This window comes from Shewanella abyssi (assembly GCF_023284025.1).
GTDB classification, from domain to species: Bacteria; Pseudomonadota; Gammaproteobacteria; order Enterobacterales; family Shewanellaceae; genus Shewanella; species Shewanella abyssi.
The window spans coordinates 19,182-39,335 of record NZ_JAKIKR010000018.1; the positions used below are offsets into that span (position 1 = coordinate 19,182).

The window sequence follows — 20,154 nt, forward strand, 5'->3', positions numbered from 1 at the left end:
TTAAGTTGGTAAGCGAGCTGTCAGGAGCTCGCTTTTGTTTTTCCTCTTAAACACCTTCAACAGCTGGCGAGACAAACTTGCCAATATCACATAAACTTACTCTCCATATTATCTACTTATTTTGGATAAGGTTCTGCAATGAAAATCGGTTTCTTTAGCGCTAAGCATTACGATATGCAGCATTTTGACCGCACCAATAGCGCATTCGGTGCAGATATAGAATATTTTGACTACCGCTTGTGCATGCAAACGGTAAAGCTAGCTGCAGGTTTTGAAGTGATCTGCGCCTTCGTGAATGACTCTCTTTGTGAAGAGGTGTTAGTGGAACTCGCCAAAGGTGGCACTAAAATTATTGCCATGCGTTGCGCTGGCTTTAATAACGTAGGCTTGGAGGCTGCAGAGCGTTTAGGCATGAAAGTCGTCAACGTTCCGGCTTATTCGCCAGAATCTGTTGCCGAGCACACCGTCGCTTTGATGCTGACTCTCAATCGTAAAATCCACAAAGCGTATCAACGTACCCGCGATGCCAACTTTTCATTAGAGGGCTTGGTGGGCTTTAACATGCACGGCCGCACAGTGGGCGTGATCGGCACCGGTAAAATTGGTTTGGCGACGGTTAAAGTACTGCTGGGCTTTGGTTGTAAAGTGATTGCCCATGATCCATACCCAAGCCAGGCTATAGTCGACTTAGGCGTTGAGTATGTCACGCTTGATGAGATGTATCCTGTCTGCGATGTGATTAGTTTGCACTGCCCATTAATGGCAGATAATCACCACCTATTGAGTGAGAAAAGCTTCGCTAAAATGAAGCGAGGTGTGATGGTGATTAACACTAGCCGTGGCGGCCTACTAAACGCACTGGATGCGATGGAAGCGCTTAAAACGGGTCAGTTAGGATCACTAGGGCTAGATGTTTATGAGAATGAAAAAGAGTTGTTCTTCGAAGATAAATCGAGTGAGATTATTCAAGATGATGTGTTTAGGCGTTTATCGGCCTGCCACAATGTTATCTTTACCGGTCATCAAGCTTTCTTAACTGAAGAGGCGCTTGGTGCCATCGCTGAAACTACGCTAAACAATGTTAAGCAACTATTAGCGGGTGAGAAGTGTCCTAACGAACTGTTCTAAACGTTAGCGCATTGACCATAAAGCAGAATCCTCTTTTTTATTGCTAGTATTAAAGTCGGTTCTGCTTTTTTGTGGCTAAAAATCGCTAGCTGTTTTAGGCTAAGGGCTAGAATCGCCCACTAGAAAGACATAATCGCAAAGTTTGCCATCACCTCTATGACTGACTCTAAGGAAAGAAAAGCCGATGATCATAACTCAAGAAACCCATGATATTGCGACAGCGACAGGCGCTATGCGAACTTACCTCTATCGCCCTGATTGTGAAGGTCAGTTTGCAACGATTATCTTCTACTCTGAAATATTTCAGCAAACAGCGCCTATAGCCCGTGCTGCAGCCATACTCGCTGCCCATGGTTTTGTGGTGCTGGTGCCTGAAGTTTTTCATGAGTTAAACCCATTGGGCACGGTACTGGCTTACGATGATGCTGGTAAAGATAAAGGTAATGCTGATAAATTTGCGAAATCGTTAGAGCATCACGATAGTGACACCGAAGCCTTAGTTGATTTTGCTCGTAGTTTGAGTTTTTGTAGCAGTCATGTCGGCAGTATGGGGGTGTGTATTGGCGGCCACTTGGCTTACCGAGCGGCATTAAACCCTGATATTCAGGGAGCATTCTGTTTATACCCCACCGATATCCATTCCAATACATTGCCTTGTCAAAAAGGTAATGACTCACTATCACGTACCGCAGATATAGCGGCAGAATTAGTGATGATTTTTGGTAAACAAGATCCGCATGTATCCAGTGAGGGGCGTAAGCTTATTTATGCCAAGCTTGAAGTGACTGAGCGCAACTTTAGTTGGCTAGAAGTTAATGCGCAGCATGCATTTATGCGTGATGAAGGTGAGCGATATGACGCTGCTATTGCGCTGCAAATTTACCTAAAAGCGGTAGCGTTTTTTCAACGAACTTTGAAATAGGCTTTTGGGGATTTTTAGGGGGAGAAAGGGCGAACACAGTTCACCCTTTTTTATCTTTTCGACTTAAACTGCAGTCATTAGCCTTGCTGGTAATTTACCAGTTCATCTAAATCTACTCGTGCGATAAAGCTGTCATCTAAATAAAAGTCGACATGCTCACCTTGCTTGAATCCTGACATCACTTGTTGGCTACCATCCTCATAAGACAACGTCATCAATAGCGTGTTCTCATCTTTTGCTGCTAAGGTCGCTCTAGTCAGCTTTATGTCTGGCAGAGGTACCTTGGTGAAATCGTCATCCAAGTGTTGATTGACCTTAAAGATGGCCTCTACAGGCATATCCACCACAGCGGGAGATCGCCCTGTTACTGGGTTAGTACCCGTCCAGAACTCGACACTATTAATGATAAATAGATCTGCAGTGGCGGCAATGCCGTAAATTGGGCTCATTAATACGAATAGACCCGCACGGCCGTAGCGGTTATCTACCGCGCTTAAATTACCCTTGGTCACCATCGCACTGAGCCCCATCTGTCCCATACAACCACTCAGTTGACTGCTGAGTAATACGGTTAATGCAAGCGCTGATATTTTCTTTTTCATTTATCGATTCAAGTCATTTAAGCAAGGGGCTGATTGTATGTATTAGTGAAAAATGAAATGAGATCTTAGTCGCGTTTCAGTGTTAGTTATTGCTCTTAACTGTTGGCTACATTGATGATGTTGGTGGTTGCTGTGGTTGGATGCTTCAACACTTGCGTAGTTGTGTTTAATTGGTGGGCTTAATGTTGGTGCAGTGTGTGGATTTGCAGTGCCACCAAACGGCCATTCTATTGGCGCTCCATTTAACGCATAATAGCGCCCTTAATGATGGAGAGCGCATGTCTGATTACCAAGTATTACATCAAACTGAAGATGAATATGGCCCACTTATTGTTCTAGACGATAAAGAGGCGAGAATTCTCGCGTTTGCAGAAAACGATGAGCAAAGTAAATTACTTAAAGCTGCGCCGCATATTCCGCAACATACCTACGTGCAAGCAATGTTATTGGTATTGCTCTATAGCCAACCTAAAAGTGCCATTGTACTGGGGTTAGGCGGCGGGGGACTTATCCATGCTCTGCGTCATTTCGATGCTGGAATTAAGCTGACGGCGGTCGAGCTTAGGGCTGAGGTGATTGAGTTAGCGAAGCGCTATTTTCAGTTACCTCTCAGCAAAAAGCTAAAGCTGATCAATCAAGATGCGACTCAGTTTTTAGCGCTTGGCGATCACAAACGGGTCGATATCATTTTCACCGATATCTATAGCGCTGAAGGCGTTGATGCGGCGCAGGTGTCTGAAGCATTCATCGCCCAATGTGCTGCACTGATAAAAGCAGATGGTTACTTGGTGTTGAATTGTTGGAAAGAACACAGCAAGAATCGAGAACTATTAGCCTACCTTGAGCTGCATTTTGTTGAAGTGCGCGCCTGTTTAACTGGCAGCGCAAACTGGGTCGTCATCGCGGGTAAGATTCGACGTGATATCAGTGCCAGCGGATTAAAGCAGCAAGCGCAAGCACTGTCTCAGAAGCTCGATTTTCAGTTGGGTCGATCGCTAACCCGTTTCGATGTGTGGCAGTAGGAGGGGTAAGCTCCACAGGCTATTGTAGCCACTTTAGGTTGAAGTTAATTTATTGGTGTATTTAGAGCTAAAGTCAAAGTCAAAGTCAAAGTCGTGGCGCTTCGCCCACGCCCGAGCCAAGGGGTAAAGCGCTAGTACCCCTTGGCAATCCCTCAGCGCCCCGGCGAAATTTAAAAAGCAAAATTTCCAACGGGGAAGGCTGGTGTTATCCGCCATTTTCAAACTCAATTATTGGTTTCTTGTTATCACTTATTTTAGTTTGCAGTTAACGCAATACTTCCCAAAGTGAGCTAGTTGATTTGCTAGTGCTAAATCAAAACCATGGTGTTTCTTCTATCCTTTTATAAAGAGTCTAACAATAAAAGAATTCAATTTACGACAAAGGTTTAGCAATGCTACCTTGCGGTAGCCATTGAGCTGCGAGTGCCGCTGTGGTGTTACTATTGAAAAGGAATTTTGAATGAGAATGATGAAGTATATTGGTCTTACATTGATAGCGTTGCTATTCAGTGTTGTCTCAGTCGCTGATGAAAATGAAGTAATGGAGTTAACTAAAAAACTCGCTAGAATCATTGAGTCTGAAGGTGCTATAAATGACGTCGAAGTAGTAATACTTAATGGAGTTCGCATTGAATCAATGCTGGTTAATCAGCTTGATGGCCATTTTAAGAAAACAGACAAAACAACAATGATGGTTCAAACCTCTCACCCTGACATGCCGTCTGTTGGAGTCAGTTTGGATGCTGCTGGTAGTAAAGAGTCTGGAGTAGGGATTTTTCAAAAGGGAACTGGCCAACCCTATGCCAGCTTTGTCGATAAAGATGGTGATGGTGTATTTGATTTGCTGATGTATTCTGCGCTTGATCGTAACGGAAAACATCTGCTGGAGGTAGAAGACTATGGTATGGATGGCCAAGCGGACTTTAAGCTTAATCTTGAAACGGGTGTGGCATCGATTTATTTTGAAGGGCAGTGGTATCACTCAATCGGAAAGGTAGCAAAAGATAAGTATTTTCTTATAAACAATGAGAAGGTCAGTATACAAGTTGCTGTTAAAACGATGCGTGCTTTGTATGGCTTTTAATAATTCTAATTTTATCCGCTACGGCATCACTGTAATAAGGCTGCTGTTAGGAACGCTAAAAAGTAAAGCCACTATGAAATGTTTTCTAATCTGGATTTTAGTCTTTTCAAGTACAGTTATGGCTGACGATTGTTCGTTTGAGCAAGTGAGTGATAACTATCGCGTCGAAAATGCCGCAAGTGATGCTAGCAATGTATATAAAAGTGGTACCCTCTATTTTATTGGTGTGGCGAATTCTTTTGCACCCACGCGCCCGGGGTTTGAGCACTTAGATTTAACTGCTTGCCTCGTTTTAAAAACAGAATGGAAAACCCTCTGGGTCGGTGCTGACAGCGGCTCATGTGTCAACCAACTCGCTCTTGAGCGCTTGGCTATCCAATATGCGAGGGTGTTTAACGAAGCATTGATAGAGCATGCTAAATCTAGTGCCAATTATGAGTGTGTAGCAGATTTAATCTAGCTTGCTGAAAAAGGCCTTGGTTAGCCAATAGCATCCGCTTGCTTACCCACCGTTGAGCCAGCTATTTGCCATTGTGGATCAATGATAATTTGGCCACCTTGGATCTCTTCAACTAATGGTTTGTACTTAGCGAGTGCCTTGATGCCGCTGAAAACGTGCTTAGTATAATGCTGGTGGCTAGCTTCCGATAACCAAAAAGTGATGACTAAAAATTGCTTGTCATTAGTGCTTGAACGTAATAATAGCCCGCCCAACATCCCGGTTACTGCAGCCATGGCGGGGTTCCATAAACTCCGCTGCTCTTCGATAAAACCATCGACCTTATCCGCTGGCACGATGCACTGGGCAGTACGAATAAACTGCGCTTCAGCCATTAACTTGGCCGCTCTCATGGTACTGCCCGTGATCTGCGAGCTGGACGTGTTTTGCTGGCCTGGAATGTCTAAATCGTGCTGCCAGTAACCTACTTCAAGACGGCTATAGCTACCCTGTTGATTAGCATCTTCAGCAATAGCGTCATGGGCTAGTTGCATAAAAGAATCAACAGAGGATTTCGCGTCCCATAACGCCAAGATAGTCGCTTGGTTACCTTGCCATCCGCCCGTTTGAGCGATAAAGCCTGCCGATTGCGCCGTGCGTTGCCAGCAGCACTGACCTTTGCTAAAGGTTGATCTCAAATTGGGTTTCACTTGGCAGTTAATATATTTAACGATCATCTACACAAGCTTCCTTGTTTTCATAGGGCAGCAGTAGAAACGACTAAACGCCGTTATCTACCTTTGCACCTTGTGGAGTGAGTAACACCACTGAACTCGCTGAATCAGTACTTGTTACTCATCTCGCGAACTCATTGGAGTGATGCTGACAATAACATAGCTCGATCGTTTGCAACTATCACTCGGAACCTTAATTCGGAAAACAGATTAAGGTGATAGCTTTTATCCGTTATCTTATTTTATGGCTCTGCTCTATTATTCTCACATCGAAAACGAACTGGCTTTTAGGGACTCATCATCACTCTTCTCAGTTTGTTGAATTAAATAGAAATATCCCATTTATTTTTAAATTATTAGACCGGAGATTTACATGACTCAATCAATTATTAACTCAACTATCAAGCCATTTTCAGCAACAGCTTTCCACAAAGGTGATTTTCACCCAGTGTCTGAACAAGACCTTCTAGGTAAGTGGTCAGTTGTTTTCTTCTACCCTGCTGATTTTACTTTTGTTTGCCCAACAGAGTTAGGCGACATGGCTGACCATTACGAAAAGCTACAAGATATGGGCGTTGAAGTTTACTCAGTATCTACTGATACACACTTCACTCATAAAGCATGGCATTCAAGCTCTGACACTATCAACAAAATCCAGTACCCAATGATTGGTGACCCAACTGGCGCAATTACCCGTAACTTTGGTGTGATGATTGAAGAAGATGGTCTAGCACTACGCGGCACTTTCGTTATCAATCCAGAAGGCGAAATCAAAGTTGCTGAAGTACATGACCTAGGTATTGGCCGTAGCGCTGTAGAACTAGTGCGTAAGATTCAAGCCGCTCAGTATGTTGCAACTCACGACGGTGAAGTTTGCCCTGCAGCATGGCAGCCAGGCGAAGCAACACTAGCACCATCAATTGACCTAGTCGGCAAAATCTAAGTCACTAGGTTAACGTAAAACTCTAGATAGCAGCACTAGCTTACAGCATAAGTTATGAGTGCCGAGACTCAAGCCGTTTTCTAGAACATCATCAGTAGTTACTATGTAAATTGGTCAGCTTGGGCTCCCCCCTGCAGCTTGAGTTGACCCTTTTTTACTTCCATATCAACATCGTTTTATTTTTATTTTCAACACTCATTTTTTATTTTTTCCGCGCGAAATGACTCTGCCGCAATACAGAACATTTCGTCGATGTGTAACGTTTTCAAAAATTAGGAATCATCATGTTAGATACAAACGTAAAGAATCAACTGAATACCTACCTGCAGAACCTCAAACACCCAGTTGAGCTTGTTGTGTCTATTGATGATAGCGCCAAGGCGCAGGAGCTTAAATCCCTTGCCGCCGACATCAATAGCTTGTCGCCGCTGATATCAGTGGTAGAGAAAGTGGGCGATCGCACACCGTCTATGTCAATCATTAACCCGCAACTTGCCAGCCAGATTACTTTCGCGGGCTTGCCAATGGGGCATGAGTTTACCTCCTTAGTATTGGCCTTGCTGCACAGTGGCGGTCACCCAGTTAAGCTTGAGCAAGACGTGATTGCGCAAATACGTCAGTTGCCCGGTGAATATCACTTCGAGACTTACGTGTCACTTAGTTGCCAAACCTGTCCTGAAGTGGTGCAAGCGCTGAATATGATGGCGGCGATTAACCCCAATATTACTAATGTGATGATTGATGGTTCGTTATTTCAAGACGAAGTGAATGAACGTAATGTCATGGCTGTGCCTTCGGTGTATTTGAATGGCCAGCAGTTCTCCATGGGCGCGATCAGTACTGTTGAAATTCTTAATAAACTGGATGTTAATGCTGCGGGTAGAAAAGCCGAGCAGCTTAATGAAAAAGAGCCATTTGAAGTCCTTGTAGTTGGCGGTGGCCCCGCGGGTGCCTCCGCTGCCATTTATGCTGCTCGTAAAGGGCTACGTACCGGCATAGTGGCCGACAAATTTGGCGGCCAAGTTGCGGAAACGGTTGGTATCGAAAACTTTATCTCAGTAAAAGCGACAGAGGGCCCAAAGCTGGTGGCAAATCTTGAAGCCCACGTGCATGAATATGACGTCGATATTATGGATAACCAGCGTGCATTAAGCCTAAAATCTGGCGAGCTATTTGAGTTAACACTTGAAAGCGGTGCAGTATTGCGTAGCAAAACAATATTATTGGCAACAGGTGCACGCTGGCGTGAAATGAACGTACCGGGTGAGCAAGAGTACCGTGGTAGCGGTGTGGCTTATTGCCCTCATTGTGATGGTCCACTGTTTAAAGGTAAGCGTGTGGCGGTTATTGGTGGTGGCAATTCAGGTATAGAAGCCGCGATTGATTTAGCCAATATCGTCGAGCATGTCACGGTACTTGAGTTTGATAAAACACTGCGCGCCGATGATGTATTGCAGCGTAAAGCCAACTCAATGGCTAACATTGAAATCATCACTCAGGCGATGACTACCGAAGTGAGTGGCGATGGCAAGAAAGTGAACGGTCTTAACTATACTGACCGCGCCACTGGCGAGAGCCACCATGTCGAACTTGCAGGCATATTTGTTCAAATTGGTTTGGTGCCTAATGCTGAATGGCTTAAAGATACACTCGATATGACGGCGCGCGGCGAAATCATTGTTGATGGCAAAGGTGAGACCTCGCTTGCAGGGGTGTTTGCAGCGGGTGATGTGACTAACTCAGCTTATAAGCAGATCATTATCGCGATGGGCAGTGGAGCCACCGCATCCTTAGGGGCATTTGACTATCTTATTCGCCATGACGTCGGTGACTCCATCGCGGCGTAATCACTGATAAAACAAGTAAAACAAGTAAAAAAAGCCAGTGTCTACTGGCTTTTTTATTGGGATTTTCGACTAACATTGATGGTGTGAATAGCTCATTTGTGGAGAATTACCCTGAACAGCCGTCAATATCAACATCAGCTTAAAATAGAAACTCAGAAGCTTCTGCAGCGAGGCATTTTTTGGGCGATGAATATGACGCTATTTCTGGTGGTCGTGATCCTACTTAACACTTACTACTTTGCTTATGACATCTACGACATCAAAGATATCCTGCCTGAATTAGCCCCGGTGACATTATTGGTGCTCGTGGGTTTCCTAGCCATAAAACTACTGGCGTTGGATAGAGTAACGAGTCAGCAGAGTCATGCTTTTCTGATATTATTGGTCCTAGGCTGGTGTTATTTACTCTACGGCTTAGTGCAACTGTCCAGTGAACCCATGCCGGGTTTAGAGTCTCTCGGCGATATCTTGGCATTGGTATTTGTGTTTGCACTGTTCCCCAATCGTAGGGTGATGTTATTGGGGATCTTACCTTTTCTGCTATTTTCCTGTTTTTATCGATTGTATGATTTTCCTGACGCTCCAGTATATCCGCTGACCAAGTTTTTCTGTTTACTGGCTATCATCATGTCAGGGCAAAAGATCATCTCTGGCTGGTTCGTTAAGGCAGTTATTCGTGATTTTGAAAAGCAAAAGTTAGTCAAACAGTTTAAGCGACTGGCGCTAATCGATGGACTGACCAATATCAGTAACCGTCGTCACTTTGATGAAATATTAACCCAAGAGATCCGTGCATCGGAACGAAATAGTCATGCATTAACGATTATCTTGCTCGATATTGATTTCTTTAAGCGTCTCAATGACACCTTAGGTCACCAAGCGGGTGACGAGCACTTAATTAAAGTTGCTGAAATTGTTAGCTCGGCGGTTAATCGCCCTCGAGATCTCGTGGCACGCTATGGGGGGGAGGAGTTTGTGATTGCATTGCCCAATACCGATCTTATGGGTGCAATTCGTGTGGCAGAGAAGGTCAAAAACTTGTTAGAAGAAGCTCAGCTAGCTCACCCTTGTTCTGACGTGTCAGAATGGCTGACGTTATCCCAAGGTATTGCCCAGTGGGAAGAGGGGATGAGCAAAGACAGTATTATTAAAATGGCTGACCGCATGTTGTATCGGGCTAAATCAGCCGGCAGAAATACGTTCTGTAGCGATAAAGCACAGAGCTAAAGTCTATTCCTCTGCATTAGTACTCTTAATTAGTACTGTTAATTAGTACTGTTAATTAATTCTAGGCTTTAGTACTAATGATATGGCCTGCGTTTCCAACAGGTGCCGTTTCAGGTAAAGCAGATTCAATCAGTTTAAGCGCAATATCACCCTCAATTTTTTGCTGCTCTTTAGACATTTGTGCAACTTTTAAACCTACGCTGCCATGACTCATATTAGGCTCAAGGTTTGGGGCTGATAACGAAATGCTCATAGTGGACTCGGTTTTATTTAGACTAGCTATTTATCGGCGCTACACACTATTGCTTAAGTGTTTCCTTGTTACAGTATGTAACGCCGTATCAGCTTTGTTTCGAGTGCTACTTAATCGCGCTTGCTTTGTTTCTCTTCTCAATCACTTTACGGGTCAAGGTGATGATAAAGGTGATAACAATCGAGCTTAAGATAAGCCCTATCGCCAATACCACATTTTGTAACGCGGTAGGGTCAATGGCCAACATTCCCCCTAGACCCACCATCATAATGCCTGACATCAATTTTAAGGTTTGACCCTCTTTCTCGGTGAGCTTGCGCTTACCTAGCGAGACACTAAAAGCGATGACAATAATGGCTAGCGGGATCACATAGACAATGTTGTAAAATGCCAGGTACATATAGCGCTCGGCAGTCTCAAGATCATGCATTGAAAGCACACTGGTATAGATCATCGGGAAGCCAGCGGTGCAGAGTAACTCATAGGCATTCGCTAGAATGGAGAGTACTACGGTGCCTGCAATCATCGCTGTCATGCTGCTGGCGCTGGTGAGTTTACCCATGCGCTTGATAAGGCCGGTGCGATTCTCGGCCGACATCGATAGCGTGACCTCCCCCTTAGTAAAGAAGTAGTCCTTTATATTGACCGCCCCCGCAACTAAGGCGAGCATTCCCGCGCCGAGAATAATCCAGCCACCGTCGCTGCCAGCCCCTAGCAGTTGGAAAATATTGAGCCATGCGCTCATAAAGATAAAATAGATAAAGCCAGAAAAGAACACAAAAATGCCACCAACAATCAGCATTCGGGTGCGACTCTTTGCATTGACCATAATAGATAACAGGAACAACAACACGAAGAAGGCGCACGGGTTAAATGCATCAACGCCTGCGAGTACTACCGTCAGTAGTGGCAGTGACATCTGCTCCGGGTGAACCACACCGATAAGCGGCAGTTCAACAGGCTGTACATCTAAAGCGCTAATGTCGGTGGTGCTATCTAGATCCAAATCACAAGTTCCCGCAGTGGCTGACTCGCTGCAGGTTTCAAAGAAAGCTCCTGAGCTGGCTGGCGTCTCTGCGATGTATTGGTTGCCGTTTTCTGCAGCAAGCTTGCCGCCAAGAGAGCTGTAATAAGATTTTAATCGTTTAACTAAAAACTCGCCCGTCACAGCTTGGCTACTGTAGCCCATCACTGCTTTTTTACCACTGGCGAAGTAGGGCACTGAGCGCGCTTCTGTCCCGGTTTGTTTGGCAACGTTTTGCCAAATAGCCATGGTTTCTGGGGCTGAAATCATATGTGCTTCAAGCTCAATCCACGGATAACGCTCAGGCAAACTATCAATAAACGGATGTGCTTCTTTACAATGTGGACAAGTTTGTGACCAAAAGAAATAGAGCTTAACTTTTAGCTCTCCAGCATCATTAGTGTAGTGCCAAACGGTGGGCTGCTCGGTTAGTGATGTGGCAAAGCTGGGTAGTGAAAAACTCGAGAATAGCAGTGTAACTAAGATTAAAATATATTTGGTCATCGGAACTCCAAACGAGCAAATGAAGCGTAATTATTGGGGTTGGTAATAGATACTTTACTGAAATGCGGCCATATTGATAAATTAATGTGTCAAATATGCGGGCGGATTCTCGAATAAATCACTTTTGGGAACAACGACCGATTTTTAGGATTAATTTTAAACTTTTAACCGATTTTATAATCAGTTAGTTCAGGCTGAAATTAATTAGAAACTTGCAATGCAACACATTGACGTTATCAACATGTTGCATTTGGCTTAATGAGTGCTTGGTTTAAGGGCATCGACTTGGGCGAGGCGAAGGTTCATCTCATCAGTTTGTGTATCACACCAGTGAACGGCAACAGAGCGATCTGTTTCATTACTGGCCGTTAAAATACGGCTGATAATCGGCGCGGAATAGGCGGCTTGATTGAAGTAGCTTCTAACGCGTTCCACTCTTCGACTCGCCAGCCACTTGTTGTAATGCCTGACATCTTTACTGCGTTGCACTTTATTCACTTTAAACTCTAATAGCAGATAACCTGATTGAGATTGATAGTGAGTCACTATGTCATCAAGTTGTGCGCTGTACTTATTGCTGAAGTAAGAGCTGTTTTTCGCGTAGGGGATATCGGTAATATGGGTTTTATTAGCGCATTGTGCCATCACATTAGCGGTGGTTAACGTTACGATCAAAAAGCCGATGCTGACTATAAACCTCATTTTTAGCATTCCTTTGTAAAATATAAGTCTTTAAAAATCAGCTTGAGCAGAATTTATAGTTGATTTTTGTGCGGGGAATTTATGCTATTGCGCCATTGATTGCAACGGTATTCTATTGTTTAGCTGTGGCTAAAGTATTACCGGGTTTTTTTTAAGTGGAGTGTCATAAAATGAACGCCCAGTAATACTGGCTTGCATTGATAGTGGCGCCATTTTATGACAAAAAATTGACCTGTTTTCAGTGTGATGAATTATTCTAATGCTGGCCGATCCACGGTTAATACAAGGTCGATATTATTACCGATAGCGTTCGAGTAAGGACAAACTCGGTGAGCGATACCAATAAGCTCCATCGCTGACTCTTGTTCGAGATTGAGTTCAATGGCTAACGCTGCCGTCAGCGCAAATCCGCCAGACTCATTCGCACCGATCCCTATGGTGGCACACTGTGAGTACAGAGAAGGGTGATGACGTTAATAGTTGTTACTGATAGCAATTGAGATGATACTCAAGGAGGATGGTATTTTAGAGGTTGCCTCGGTTGGACATAATTTGAGTTAGCTATGCTTTCGGTCGAATATGACTTAGGTTAGATATGACTTAGGTTGAATTACCATATGGAGATGAAATGTCAGCAGTTGATCTAGTTATTGTTGGTGGTGGCATTAATGGCGCAGGTATTGCGCAGTGCGCGGCGGCAGCGGGCTACAGTGTCATGCTATTGGAAAAGGGCGTGATTGCCGGTCAAACCTCTGCTAACTCCAGTAAACTGATCCATGGTGGCTTACGTTATCTTGAGACTGGCCAGCTGGCGCTGGTGCGGCAGTCCCTTGCTGAGCGCCGAGCATTGTTAAGACTCGCGCCCTCTTTAGTCAATCCCATTCCGTTTTACATTCCCGTTTATGAAGATAGCCGCAGAAACTCTATCGCGATAAGGGCGGGGCTAAGCTTGTATTCGATGTTGAGTAATTTTGATTCTTTAGGTCAGTTTAAATCAATTCCTGCAGTCCATTGGGCAAAGATAAAGGGGCTTAAACTTGCCGGCCTTAAAGCGCTTTATCAATACTGGGATGCGCAAACCGACGATAAACTGCTCACTGAAGCCGTGGTGAAAAATGCTCGTAGCTTGGGTGCAACTATTCTCGAACATGCTAAATGCACCCAAATAGCACACCAGCAAAGTCACTGTGTTGTGCGTTATGAAAGCCAAGGGCTACAGCATGAAGTCGAAGCGCTTGCCGTTGTGAATGCGGCTGGCCCCTGGGTGAATGATGTGCTTGAATGCGTCACGCCTGTCGTGTCCCCCGCACCTATTGAATGGGTTCAAGGGAGTCACTTGTTATTGGATATTGAGGCTAACGATGGCATCTTGTATCTCGAGTCTTGTTTCGATAAACGGGTGATTTTTGTGATGCCGTGGAATGGTAAAACATTGATTGGTACCACCGAGGTGGTGCTTGATAAAATTGGCGGCCGTCCGACTCCCACGGCATCAGAAGTGGATTATCTGCTGGGCATTTATAGTCACTATTTTCCATCAATGGGCGATAGTGACAGTTTGAAATCTCGAATTATCGATACCTTCTGTGGTGTACGGGTACTGCCCAAGCAACAAGGCAATGCGTTCGACAGACCGCGGGACACTTTGCAACAAACCAGTCAATCTCATCCGCATCTACTGACTCTCTATGGTGGCAAACTGACGACTTACCGAACCACAGCAGTAGAAGTGCTCAGCTGGGTTGAATCGCATATCGGCAGTCGCAATGCGCTGGCAGATTTTAACCAATTGCAACTCGATTAAAGTTGCTAAAGTCTGCCGCTAAAACAAATTTAGCATTGTGCTGAGTGCATCATTAAACTGTCATCTCTATGTCATATTCTGTGGCAGATTTATCATTGGCATTTAGGAAGTTGACCATGCTGCAGATCTTTATTCGATTTTTTTCTCTTGGTTTAGTGTCGTTTGGCGGGCCGGCTGCTCATATCGGTTATTTCAGACAGACATTTGTACAGGAGCTGCAATGGCTGGATGATAAACACTACGCCAGTCTTGTGGCGCTGAGCCAGTTTATGCCAGGTCCTGGTTCGAGTCAGGTCGGCTTCGCTATTGGTTACCATCGCGGTGGTTTATTAGGGGGTATCGCCGCCTTTTTAGGGTTCACGCTACCGTCGTTTATCCTGCTTTTCTTACTCGCCGTCACCAGTCGTCAATGGCTGGATTATTCCCTCACCCAAGGCGTGATCCACGGTCTTAAGTTGTTAGCCGTGGTGGTTGTAGCTGATGCCATCTTGATGATGTTTAAGCAATTTTGCCAACGCAAACAAGCTAGGTTACTGATGGTATTTAGCTGTGTGGTTATTTTATTGCAGCCTGCAATGCTCATTCAATTTGCGCTACTCCTCATCGCTGCCATTATTGGCCGCTATTACCTTTCGGCAACTGATAGCACAGATACCTATCCGCCAGCACAAGAACCGCTGCAACTGAATTTCTTTTACTTGAGTATTTTTGCCGGTCTGCTCATCGCCTCTTTAGTGGCGATAGGCTTGTCTAAGCAAGCGGGGATCAACAATCTAACCGAGTTATTCAGCCAGTTCTATCAAGTCGGTAGCATGGTCTTTGGTGGTGGGCATGTGGTACTGCCGTTGCTGCAATCGAGTATTGGTGACGCCATCAATAACGATCAGTTTTTAACGGGTTACGCACTGGCACAAGCTGTGCCGGGACCTATGTTTGCTTTAGCAGCATTTCTAGGCGCCGAAATTTGGGTGGCACAACCGTTAGTCGGCGCATTAGTGGCGACAGTCGCTCTCTTCCTACCTGGATTTTTGCTGATGTTAGTGGCGCTTAAAAGCTGGCATGGGATTAGTCGTCGTCCTAAGGTGACGGGCGCAATCGCGGGAGTTAATGCCTGTGTGGTCGGATTCTTGTTAGCAGCGCTCTATAACCCAATATTCAGCAGTGCAGTGCTGACACCACTGGATATGGCGCTGGTGGTATTAGGCTTTGGTCTGTTTAAAGTCTTTAAACCGAATGTGTTTGTTTTAGTGGCGGGTTTTGCTATTTCTGGCGCAGTGATTTCAGCTGTCATAGCTTAATACTGTAAGTGTTAACAAAAAGCCGCAGAGTTTATCTGCGGCTTTTAGTCTCTAGAGAAAAATCGAAATGGGTCTAAATATGAGGTGTTAGGCCGATACTGCAGCCACTACCTTTTCAACCTTTACCGCACACACCTTAAATTCAGGGATTTTGGCAACAGGGTCTAAGGCATTATTAGTCAGCTTATTTGCAGCGGCCTCCGCAAAGTGAAACGGCAAGAAGATGACCCCAGCTTGTGCACGCTTGGTGACAAAGGCATCAATCTCAATCTCACCACGTCGAGTCGAAAGTTTAAGCTTATCGCCATTGTTGATCTGCAGTTTTTCGGCGTCAAATACCGAGATCATCACCCGTGGCGTAGCAAGCTCATTAAGCCCTGCTGTTTTACGGGTGAGTGTTCCGGTATGGAACTGCTCCAGCAGGCGGCCAGTAGACAGCATTAACGGGTAGTCGTCGCAGGGCATTTCAGCTGGCAGTCGATATTGCACTGGGCGCATCTTGCCTTTGCCGTGGGTAAACTGCTGACTATGTAATATTGGCGTACCAGGGTGACCTTCTGCCGGGCAAGGCCACTGCAGTCCTTGGCGTCCACTGGCGGTTTCACTGTCAATCACTTTCCAAGTAATACCACGATACTGCGGCGTTACTTCGGTGATCTCATGCCAGATCTGTCGCTCAGTTTGATAGTGCCAATCGTCGCCCATCTGCTGGGCAATAAGCTGGATTATCTGCCAATCGTTCTTGGCTTCGCCTGGCGGTTTTACCGCGGGCAGTAACTGCTGAACTCGGCGCTCGGTATTGGTAAAGTGCCCCTGTTTTTCAGCAAATGCCGCCGCAGGTAATACCACGTCGGCAAGCTCGGCCGTTTCGGTTAAGAAGATATCTTGTACCACCACAAACTCGGCGGCCTTTAAGCCTGCAAGCACATGCTTTTGGTCAGGATCACTTAGCACAGGGTTTTCACCCATGACATATAACGCTTTGAGCGAGCCATGGGCTAGAGCGTGCATCATTTCGGTGGCTGAAATACCTTTCTCTGATGACAAGTCATCTTTGCCCCATGCCTTTCTAAAGCGCATTTGTATTAATGGGTCATCCAGCTTTTGATAGCCAGTAAAGTAATTCGGTAGCGCGCCCATATCGCAAGCACCCTGTACATTACTTTGGCCACGCAGGGGGTTTATGCCAGCCCCTTTAATACCGATATTGCCGCATAATAACTGCAAGTTAGAGATAGCGGTAACATTGTCATGGCCAGAGGTATGCTGAGTAATTCCCATCGCATAGTAAATGGCCGTTTTTTTCGCGGTGCCAATCAGGCGAGCAAGTTCGACGATATCGTTCGCTGCGACCCCGGTGATGACAGCGCTGTTTTCAGGGCTGTAGTCGTCGCTCATCACTTCATCGAACAGTTGGCTAAAGCCTTCTACCCGCTGTTGAATATAGTCTAAATCATGCCAATCATTCTTGATGATCTGCTGCATGATGGCATTTAGCAGCATCACATCGGTGCCAGGTTTCTGCGCAACATAAAGCTGGGCTTTATCGGCGATAGAGACTTTCTTCGGATCGGCAACAATTAGGCGAGCACCATGATTTTTCATCGCCAACTTTATATGTGAAGCAATAATGGGGTGAGCACTTTCAGTGTCAGATCCAATGATAAAGATCAGATCGGAATGTTTAATGCTGGGGATGTCATTGGTCATTGCGCCGCTGCCAAGGCTTTCGCGAAGTGCTGTGACGGTAGATGCATGGCAAAGACGAGCGCAGTGATCTACGTTGTTGTTACCGATAACGCTGCGGAACAGTTTTTGGAATAGGTAGTTATCTTCGTTAGTGGCTTTAGCCGATGACAGACCCGCGATAGACTTGGCACCATGCTCAGCTTTTATTGAGCTAAATGTTTTGCCAATTAGGCTAATCGCCTCCTGCCAACTGGCAGGCGTTAATACCCCATTCTTACGAATAAGGGGCGTTGTTAGGCGCTTATCACTGTTAACAAAGTCAAAACCAAAACGTCCCTTAACACAGAGCATGCCCGCGTTGACAGGCGAATTTATATCGCCGCTAATGTGGCGAATTTGATTCTTCTGTTTATCGACATGCATCTCAACACGGCAACCAATGCCACAATAAGTACAAATGGTTGAGACCGTTTCCAATGGTGCCTTTAGCTCAGTGGTTAACCCTTGGGTCTTATCACGTGAGTCGACTAACGCACCGGTTGGACAAACTTGCACACAGTTACCACATTGCACGCAATCGCTGTCATTCATGCTGGCGCTAAAGCCGACTCTTGGGGCGTTACGCTGAGTGGCTTTATTTGAAGATGGCAACACTTGGTAATGATCTTTTTCAAAACAGATCGCGTTGTGGCCACTGGCACCTTGGCAGGTTTCAACGCAGGCACCGCAGCTGATGCAGCGGTTGGCATCGAACGTGATAAAAGGCGCACTGGTGTCGACGTTAAAATGTTGCGCTTTGCTGGTATCGAGTTCTGCAGCCTTAACCTTGTACTCGGTGGCGTAATCTCTCAGTTTACAATCAGTATTAGCCTGACAAGCACATTCTAGGCAGCGTGCCGCCTCTTTCATGGCTTCATCTGGGGCAAAACCAAGTTCCACTTCGCTGAAGTTAAGTGCGCGTTGTAGCTTTGCCAATTCTGGCATTTTACTGCGTAGTTGCAGCTTTGTATCAGGATAGAGCGCGTTGCTGCCAAGCGTTGCCAGTTGGCTGGTTTTTTCCGCTTTAGTGGCATTGAATAGCTGTTTTTCAAGCTCACATGTCAATCCTAGTGTTAGCAGTTTTTCAATGGCGTCGGCGGCTTTTCTGCCATCGGCCACGGCGGCAACTGCAGTTGCTGGCCCTGTTCGAGAATCGCCGATGACAAATAGCTTATCAAGCCCAGCTGAATGCCCGGCAGACATCGTATGTTCGCAGCCCTCAAATGTGTTCCAGCGAGTCAGCGCGACAGCACCTGTCGCCAGTTGGCTATCAGGATGATTTAAAAATTCCATATCAGGTGTTTGAGAAACTGCCGGGATCACGGTATCAAAGGCTTCGACAAAGGTTTCGCCGGTCGGCTTTGGCGAGCGGCGACCAGAGGCATCGGCGTCACCGAGTGCCATTATCTCGAAGGTCACTTGCTTGACTCGGCCAGTTTCATCACCGTGGTTTTCAATGGGGTTAGTGAGAAAATGGAACTTAATTCCCTCTTGCTCAGCTTCATAGATCTCGTAAGGCTCAGCAGGCATTTCAGCGCGAGTTCGACGATAAATTAAAGTGACATCAGCGCCATCGCGCTTGGCGGTGCGAGCGCAATCGATGGCAGTATTACCGCCGCCAATGACGGCGACTTTGTTGCCTGTCTGGTAGGTTTGTTCAGTGCAGTAATCTTTAAGATAGTCAACGCCCAAGTAACAACCATCGAGCTCGATACCTGGGTAGTTCATCGGCACCGCTTTTTGCGCACCAATGGCGAGGCAGACGGCGTCAAAACCCGCCAGTAAACCGTTTAAATGGATATCTCTACCAAGGCGAACGTTGGTCTGAATATTCAGACCATTCTGGCATAACAGATCAATCTCTTTATCGAGAATCGCTTTAGGTAAGCGATATTCAGGAATACCGTATCTTAGCCAGCCGCCGGCTTGGGGCATGGACTCAAATATCGTGACATCATGGCCATTATTAGACAGATAATAGCCTGCCGATATTCCCGCTGGGCCACTACCAATAATGGCGACTTTTTTGTGAGTCGCTGGCATTTTGGGTGGCACATAGGGGGTATCACCTTCAAGATCGAGATCGGCTGCGTGGCGTTTGAGCTGTCGAATCGCCACGGGTTCATCCACTAGGCCGCGTCGACATTCTGTTTCGCAAAATGCAGGGCAGACACGTCCAATAGATAAAGGCAGTGGTAGCGTTTGCTTAATCACTTTTACTGCTTCGCGATGGTCGCCCTGCGCTATGTGGTACAGGTAGGACTGCACATCGACGCCAGCGGGGCAGGCGGTTTGGCACGGAGCTTCGCAATCGGCAAAGTGATCCGACAAAATAGTGTGTAAGGCGGCTTTACGTTGTTTACTCAGCGCGGCTGATTGGGTGATAACTTCAATATTTTGCGAGTCAATATCAGCCACTTTGGTTTCACAGGCGCGAACAGTACAGAGTTTTCCATCGGCATTTTTAAGCTCAATATGGCAGAGGTTACAGTGCTGCTTAGTGTCGATCACCAATGAGCTTGCAGGGCTTTTACACAAATTAGGGATCGCGATATCAGCATTCAATGCTGCATCGAGTAGGGTATCTTGTTGATAGGCGTTAAGGGTTTTGCCATCAATACGTATTTTTTTCATCGCAAGGGCCTTTTAGTTATAGGGCATCACAGCTTGCTGCAGTCACTCTTGGGCACTCATGTGCCGTTTATTGCAGTTGTGCGCTCGGCGAAATTTTATGAATTTGAGTATACCCTCGCATCTTTTTTAGACTGAAAGTTGCAGCTTAAGTTTTTGCTAAAATTGCAGGTGGATTCACAAAGGCTAATGGAAGTGTGCGCTAGGGAAGTGGCGTGGGTTGGTAAGTGTGCGTTAGGTAGCGTTTGTTGTGCGTCCGCTA

At 45.8% G+C, this 20,154-nt stretch carries 16 protein-coding genes; 10 read left to right on the forward strand and 6 right to left on the reverse strand.

Features of this window, described 5'->3' with window-relative positions:
- Positions 1-138: 138 nt before the first annotated feature.
- Both L2755_RS09830 and L2755_RS09835 read left to right on the forward strand, forming a co-directional pair.
- On the forward strand, positions 139-1,128 hold the full coding sequence (locus L2755_RS09830) for a 2-hydroxyacid dehydrogenase (RefSeq protein ID WP_248980514.1): 990 nt from the start codon (positions 139-141) through the stop codon (positions 1,126-1,128).
- Positions 1,129-1,312: 184 nt separating this feature from the next.
- Positions 1,313-2,050 (forward strand): dienelactone hydrolase family protein, encoded by a 738-nt coding sequence (locus L2755_RS09835; RefSeq protein WP_248980515.1) that lies wholly within the window; start codon positions 1,313-1,315, stop codon positions 2,048-2,050.
- A gap of 77 nt (positions 2,051-2,127) precedes the next feature.
- On the opposite strand, the gene L2755_RS09840 is transcribed toward L2755_RS09835, so the two are convergent.
- Positions 2,128-2,652, reverse strand: a complete 525-nt coding sequence (locus tag L2755_RS09840) for a DUF3332 domain-containing protein (RefSeq protein WP_248980516.1) — start codon at positions 2,650-2,652, stop codon at positions 2,128-2,130.
- A gap of 278 nt (positions 2,653-2,930) precedes the next feature.
- Between L2755_RS09840 and L2755_RS09845 the strand changes: the two genes are divergently transcribed.
- The 3 genes from L2755_RS09845 (at position 2,931) to L2755_RS09855 (ending at position 5,218) form a co-directional block, all read left to right on the forward strand.
- Complete coding sequence (locus L2755_RS09845) at positions 2,931-3,674, forward strand: spermidine synthase (protein ID WP_248980517.1); 744 nt, start codon at positions 2,931-2,933, stop codon at positions 3,672-3,674.
- A gap of 460 nt (positions 3,675-4,134) precedes the next feature.
- On the forward strand, positions 4,135-4,758 hold the full coding sequence (locus tag L2755_RS09850) for a hypothetical protein (protein WP_248980518.1): 624 nt from the start codon (positions 4,135-4,137) through the stop codon (positions 4,756-4,758).
- Positions 4,748-5,218: a hypothetical protein gene (locus tag L2755_RS09855; RefSeq protein WP_248980519.1), complete on the forward strand. Its 471-nt coding sequence runs from the start codon at positions 4,748-4,750 to the stop codon at positions 5,216-5,218. Before L2755_RS09850 ends, L2755_RS09855 begins: the two co-directional genes overlap by 11 nt.
- Positions 5,219-5,238: 20 nt before the next feature.
- Here L2755_RS09855 and L2755_RS09860 read toward each other — a convergent pair whose 3' ends face one another.
- Positions 5,239-5,934, reverse strand: coding sequence for a DUF4937 domain-containing protein (locus L2755_RS09860; RefSeq protein ID WP_248980520.1), 696 nt, complete (start codon positions 5,932-5,934; stop codon positions 5,239-5,241).
- A gap of 370 nt (positions 5,935-6,304) precedes the next feature.
- Between L2755_RS09860 and ahpC the strand changes: the two genes are divergently transcribed.
- The 3 genes from ahpC (at position 6,305) to L2755_RS09875 (ending at position 9,948) form a co-directional block, all read left to right on the forward strand.
- Entirely contained in the window at positions 6,305-6,874 is a 570-nt protein-coding gene (gene ahpC, locus L2755_RS09865; RefSeq protein WP_248980521.1) for an alkyl hydroperoxide reductase subunit C, read from the forward strand.
- A 284-nt stretch (positions 6,875-7,158) separates the two neighbouring features.
- Positions 7,159-8,721 carry an alkyl hydroperoxide reductase subunit F gene (ahpF, locus tag L2755_RS09870; RefSeq protein WP_248980522.1) on the forward strand — a complete coding sequence of 521 codons (1,563 nt, stop codon included), beginning with the start codon at positions 7,159-7,161 and terminating at the stop codon, positions 8,719-8,721.
- Between the two features lie 96 nt (positions 8,722-8,817).
- On the forward strand, positions 8,818-9,948 hold the full coding sequence (locus tag L2755_RS09875; RefSeq protein WP_283102780.1) for a GGDEF domain-containing protein: 1,131 nt from the start codon (positions 8,818-8,820) through the stop codon (positions 9,946-9,948).
- Positions 9,949-10,009: 61 nt separating this feature from the next.
- Here L2755_RS09875 and L2755_RS09880 read toward each other — a convergent pair whose 3' ends face one another.
- The 3 genes from L2755_RS09880 to L2755_RS09890 form a co-directional block, all read right to left on the reverse strand.
- Positions 10,010-10,201: a cytoplasmic protein gene (locus L2755_RS09880; protein ID WP_248980524.1), complete on the reverse strand. Its 192-nt coding sequence runs from the start codon at positions 10,199-10,201 to the stop codon at positions 10,010-10,012.
- Between the two features lie 106 nt (positions 10,202-10,307).
- On the reverse strand, positions 10,308-11,729 hold the full coding sequence (locus L2755_RS09885) for a cytochrome C biosynthesis protein (RefSeq protein ID WP_248980525.1): 1,422 nt from the start codon (positions 11,727-11,729) through the stop codon (positions 10,308-10,310).
- A gap of 255 nt (positions 11,730-11,984) precedes the next feature.
- Complete coding sequence (locus L2755_RS09890) at positions 11,985-12,431, reverse strand: hypothetical protein (RefSeq protein WP_248980526.1); 447 nt, start codon at positions 12,429-12,431, stop codon at positions 11,985-11,987.
- 628 nt (positions 12,432-13,059) lie between these two features.
- On the opposite strand from L2755_RS09890, the gene L2755_RS09895 reads away from it, so the two are divergent.
- Positions 13,060-14,235 (forward strand): glycerol-3-phosphate dehydrogenase/oxidase, encoded by a 1,176-nt coding sequence (locus L2755_RS09895; RefSeq protein WP_248980527.1) that lies wholly within the window; start codon positions 13,060-13,062, stop codon positions 14,233-14,235.
- A gap of 116 nt (positions 14,236-14,351) precedes the next feature.
- On the forward strand, positions 14,352-15,533 hold the full coding sequence (gene chrA, locus L2755_RS09900) for a chromate efflux transporter (RefSeq protein ID WP_248980528.1): 1,182 nt from the start codon (positions 14,352-14,354) through the stop codon (positions 15,531-15,533).
- Positions 15,534-15,620: 87 nt separating this feature from the next.
- Here chrA and fdhF read toward each other — a convergent pair whose 3' ends face one another.
- Complete coding sequence (gene fdhF, locus L2755_RS09905) at positions 15,621-19,895, reverse strand: formate dehydrogenase subunit alpha (RefSeq protein WP_248980529.1); 4,275 nt, start codon at positions 19,893-19,895, stop codon at positions 15,621-15,623.
- Positions 19,896-20,154 lie beyond the last annotated feature (259 nt).

What these genes read in the sequence shown, in the direction of transcription:
- L2755_RS09880 (WP_248980524.1), bottom strand. Translation starts at nt 10,201, where the DNA reads ATGAGCATTTCGTTATCAGCCCCAAACCTTGAGCCTAATATGAGTCAT.
- chrA (WP_248980528.1), top strand. Translation starts at nt 14,352, where the DNA reads ATGCTGCAGATCTTTATTCGATTTTTTTCTCTTGGTTTAGTGTCGTTT.
- L2755_RS09845 (WP_248980517.1), top strand. Translation starts at nt 2,931, where the DNA reads ATGTCTGATTACCAAGTATTACATCAAACTGAAGATGAATATGGCCCA.
- L2755_RS09895 (WP_248980527.1), top strand. Translation starts at nt 13,060, where the DNA reads ATGTCAGCAGTTGATCTAGTTATTGTTGGTGGTGGCATTAATGGCGCA.
- L2755_RS09860 (WP_248980520.1), bottom strand. Translation starts at nt 5,934, where the DNA reads ATGATCGTTAAATATATTAACTGCCAAGTGAAACCCAATTTGAGATCA.
- L2755_RS09890 (WP_248980526.1), bottom strand. Translation starts at nt 12,431, where the DNA reads ATGAGGTTTATAGTCAGCATCGGCTTTTTGATCGTAACGTTAACCACC.
- ahpF (WP_248980522.1), top strand. Translation starts at nt 7,159, where the DNA reads ATGTTAGATACAAACGTAAAGAATCAACTGAATACCTACCTGCAGAAC.
- L2755_RS09840 (WP_248980516.1), bottom strand. Translation starts at nt 2,652, where the DNA reads ATGAAAAAGAAAATATCAGCGCTTGCATTAACCGTATTACTCAGCAGT.
- ahpC (WP_248980521.1), top strand. Translation starts at nt 6,305, where the DNA reads ATGACTCAATCAATTATTAACTCAACTATCAAGCCATTTTCAGCAACA.
- L2755_RS09830 (WP_248980514.1), top strand. Translation starts at nt 139, where the DNA reads ATGAAAATCGGTTTCTTTAGCGCTAAGCATTACGATATGCAGCATTTT.
- L2755_RS09850 (WP_248980518.1), top strand. Translation starts at nt 4,135, where the DNA reads ATGAGAATGATGAAGTATATTGGTCTTACATTGATAGCGTTGCTATTC.
- L2755_RS09855 (WP_248980519.1), top strand. Translation starts at nt 4,748, where the DNA reads ATGGCTTTTAATAATTCTAATTTTATCCGCTACGGCATCACTGTAATA.
- L2755_RS09885 (WP_248980525.1), bottom strand. Translation starts at nt 11,729, where the DNA reads ATGACCAAATATATTTTAATCTTAGTTACACTGCTATTCTCGAGTTTT.
- L2755_RS09835 (WP_248980515.1), top strand. Translation starts at nt 1,313, where the DNA reads ATGATCATAACTCAAGAAACCCATGATATTGCGACAGCGACAGGCGCT.
- fdhF (WP_248980529.1), bottom strand. Translation starts at nt 19,895, where the DNA reads ATGAAAAAAATACGTATTGATGGCAAAACCCTTAACGCCTATCAACAA.